The organism is Agathobaculum butyriciproducens (genome assembly GCA_003096535.1).
GTDB lineage: Bacteria > Bacillota > Clostridia > Oscillospirales > Butyricicoccaceae > Agathobaculum > Agathobaculum butyriciproducens.
On the sequence record QEKJ01000040.1, the window covers coordinates 1 to 3548 of the forward strand.

Consider the following 3548-nt stretch of genomic DNA (forward strand, 5'->3'; position numbering starts at 1 on the left):
AAATGGTCGCAGGTGCGCCGTATCCACATGAGTTGTTGCCGCAGCTTGTAGAGATTTTCTCCGAGATGTCTGTCTGCATCGGTTATAATACATCGTTCGACCTCGGTTTTCTTGACCGCATTGGCATACCGACCGAGCATCTAACCGTAATTGATGTCATGCAGATGTTTGTGGACTACCTCAACGCCAACGGCGGTACTCACAGACGCGCTTCGCTCTCTACCTGTACAAAACATTTTGATTACCAGTGGGAGGGTGCAGCACACAACAGCCTTGCAGATGCCAAAGCCACTTTGTACTGCTACAACATGATGAAGATTATCAAGTAATATTGCTATGACTTATACTTATCACTTAAATTATCTTTGTATTCCTGATGGCGGCACGCCGTCCGAACTGGACTGCTGCGTAGAGCTACCGGTCAAGCTGCAAAACGCTAATGATATTGAGCAGCTTAAAGCAGCGCTGGCGCGGGATTTTATCAAGAGTGAAGCATATCATTCACGCTATTTGCGAAATCCAACCGCACATACCGCTGTTATTATCCGCAATATTATGCTGCTGCACAAGGAGGATAACCCTGATGACTGAGTTATCTATCATTTACAGCGTGCCTGCAACATCGTCCGATCTTGAAAAGCAGTCCAGTGCTACACCGGACTGCATCAAGCACAGTATCGCATCTGCGCGCCGGTCGGAGCTGATCGAGCAGCTTGCTTCTTGCCGCAAAGCGAACGGAGGTGTGAACGATGCGTAAAATCCCTCGCACCTGCCTTGCACCGGAAGATCTCGCTGTAATCGCGTACCACGAGGATAATGGCGATCTGGTCATATTGCGTTTCTCATATGGACAAGAGCGCGATATACGCTTTGCGTTCCGCTGTATTACAGATTACGATCCCGCGTGTATCATGCTGCATCGCCAGCCGCATCTAATCTGTTTCCTCAACAATGATCGAGGTGAATAACATTGCCTATTATCAAAGCAATATCCGGTAAATCACCCATTAGAACCGTACTTACCCGTGTAATGGACAAACGAAAAACCAGTGAAAATTTGTTGAGCGGTTGGAATTGTACACCGTTTACGGTTAAAGATGAAATGGAAGTAACAAAACGTCTATGGGGGAAAAATGGTGGGCGAACGTATAAACATTTCATTCAAAGTTTCGCCAAGGACGAAAACATTTCGCCTGAACAGGCTCATCAGATTGCGTATCAACTGGCCGAAGCACTTCCCGAATGGGCGGACTTTGAGGTGCTGATTGCTACACACACTGATACGGAATATTTGCACACACATTTTATTGTGAATAGTGTGAGTTACGTAGATGGACACAAACTCCAGCAAAGCAGAGATGAACTACAAAATATGAAAGATCAGTCTGATCACCTATATCGTGAAATGATGGTAAATCAATGAAACTGTTTTACATGATCCTCGCGTCCCTCATCACTGTTTTAATGGCAAGCTATGCGCTCTGGTTGATCGCGCACGACGATATGCCGCTGCCGAAACGCTTAGTGCAGCTTTTCCCACCGTTTTTTCTTTTAATCATGGTATTTTTACGAATTTTCTGGCTTTTCATCAGATAAGGAGGACGAAATGAGCAGTATTTCTATCAACAACTGCGTATTCATGGGCCGCTTAACCGGCGAACCAGAAATGCGCTACACGCGCAGCAATAAGCCGGTCACAACCTTTCGCATTGCTGTCAGCCGCCGTTCCAGCGCAGATGTTACCGACTTTATCCCCTGCGTGACTTATGGCGCGCAAGCAGAGTTTGTGTCACAGTGGTTTCAGAAAGGTACGCTGGCTATCGTGATCGGTCAGCTCACCTCGCATATGTGGACAGATAAGAACACTGGCAAGACCCGTGTAGACTATGAAATCCAGTGTGACAATGTGCAGTTTGGCGAAACCAAAAAGCAGCGTATCGCGCGTGAGCAGGAACAGCCGCCGCAGACCGCAGAGCCGGAGGAAACACCAGTGCCGCAGGCCGCGCCGCAGAACGAGCAGGAACGCAGTGGATTGCAGATTGTGGCCGTAGATACCCTTACGGGCAATGTGCTTGCAAACGCCGTCTACGACCTGTATACGATGGACGGTGCAACGGTCAGCCTGCATAACGGCACCGATGCAGACGGCATTGCATCTATTGTCGGTCTGTCCGCAGGTGATTACATTATCACTGAGGTAACTGCGCCGACTGGCTTCCGCCCGGTTGCTCGTTCGGTCAATGTAAATCTGGAACCGGGCATCAATCACAGCATTACCTTCCCTCACAGTGCTGAACCCGCGCAGCAGCCGCAGCCGTCTATCCCAGTCTATAATGATATGCCGACAGGTTATGTCGATGATGATCGTGATGTTATGATCTAAAATGTGTGTTCTATCGGAACACAAAGGAGGTGCACGCCGGTGACGAAAAGCGATTTAGAACAGCTTACACTGCTGAACTCTGAAATCTCCCGCGACTTAGAGCGTCTGCAAGAGCTGTACGCACTTCTTACCGGCTGCACATCGTCCATCAGCGGTTTACCTCATATCGGTTTGCTGCGCGGCAGCGACCGCACAGACAAGTTTGTATCCATGATTGATGTGCTGGAGCAGCAGATCAAAGAGCGCGTCTTAGATAGTGCAGCGCTTTACATTCAAATCTGGTCATATATCAACACAATTCACGATCCCCTCGTGCGTCAAATCATAGCTTTGCGCTACATAGATGGCCTGCCCTGGCAGCAGGTTGCTAACAATATCGGCGGCGGTATTTCTGCCGATCATGCGCGTATTTTACTCAATCGCTACCTTGCAGCTAACGCAGGGTAGCAAGGAGGTTTCCCTTAATGTCCAACACCGGCTTTACCATCGGCTACAACTGCATACTGCGAGATAAGTCCCTGTCTTTGACGGCAAAGGGGCTTTATCTCGTTATTTCCAGCTATGTCGGTATGCCGGACTGGGCATTGACTAAGCGCGAGCTGGCAAAGGTCTGCGGCACTAACTACGCCATGGACAAGGCATGGTGTGAGCTGCTTACCGCCGGTTATCTCAAACATTATACTGCGCGCGCATCTTCCGGTGCGTTTATTCATCGTTATGAGCTGATGCAGGAGCCGTCTGCGGCTGCGCCGCACGCTTTTATTGCCGATGCAGACTTTGTAACCGGTGACTGCCGTATCATTCTGTCCGGCGAGAGCAAGCGTGATTTCACGCAAATTCCGAACTCGATCCTGCGCAGCAAGCGTATTCCGCTGGCTGTTAAGGGTCTTTTCGGCGTGGTCGCGCATCTTATCAATATCCCGGATTTTTCTCTTAACCCGGCTGGTGTACAGGCGTTTTGCATGGAGCACATTAAGCGCTTTTCCTCCATCTGGCGGCAGCTCAAGCTGGCTGGCCTGCTCAAACAGCATCGTTACCCGACCGGCGAGGAGAACAGCTTTGAATATCAGTACGAATTGCTCGACCAGCCGGATAGCGAAGCACCGTACCTCGTGAACCATCATGCGGACGGCTCGGTATCCAGCGAGCGCACGATCAGCGACTA

At 49.7% G+C, this 3548-nt stretch carries 7 protein-coding genes; all 7 read left to right on the plus strand.

Features of this window, described 5'->3' with window-relative positions:
- A partial coding sequence (locus tag C7386_RS12985; RefSeq protein ID WP_133241604.1) for a 3'-5' exonuclease occupies nucleotides 1-329 on the plus strand: 329 nt, incomplete at its 5' end.
- Between the two features lie 7 nt (nucleotides 330-336).
- Nucleotides 337-591, plus strand: a complete 255-nt coding sequence (locus C7386_RS12990) for a hypothetical protein (protein ID WP_116705713.1) — start codon at nucleotides 337-339, stop codon at nucleotides 589-591.
- A complete protein-coding gene (locus C7386_RS13555; protein ID WP_158557299.1) occupies nucleotides 584-757 on the plus strand; it encodes a hypothetical protein in 174 nt (57 codons plus the stop codon). The genes C7386_RS12990 and C7386_RS13555 overlap by 8 nt, the downstream gene beginning before the upstream one ends.
- A 213-nt stretch (nucleotides 758-970) precedes the next feature.
- Nucleotides 971-1423, plus strand: coding sequence for a relaxase/mobilization nuclease domain-containing protein (locus C7386_RS13000; protein WP_116705715.1), 453 nt, complete (start codon nucleotides 971-973; stop codon nucleotides 1421-1423).
- 183 nt (nucleotides 1424-1606) lie between these two features.
- Nucleotides 1607-2383: a single-stranded DNA-binding protein gene (gene ssb, locus C7386_RS13005; protein ID WP_116705716.1), complete on the plus strand. Its 777-nt coding sequence runs from the start codon at nucleotides 1607-1609 to the stop codon at nucleotides 2381-2383.
- 39 nt (nucleotides 2384-2422) lie between these two features.
- Nucleotides 2423-2830: a hypothetical protein gene (locus tag C7386_RS13010; RefSeq protein WP_116705717.1), complete on the plus strand. Its 408-nt coding sequence runs from the start codon at nucleotides 2423-2425 to the stop codon at nucleotides 2828-2830.
- A gap of 17 nt (nucleotides 2831-2847) precedes the next feature.
- Nucleotides 2848-3548, plus strand: a 701-nt coding sequence (locus tag C7386_RS13015; RefSeq protein ID WP_437124102.1) for a hypothetical protein, incomplete at its 3' end; no start/stop codon positions are given.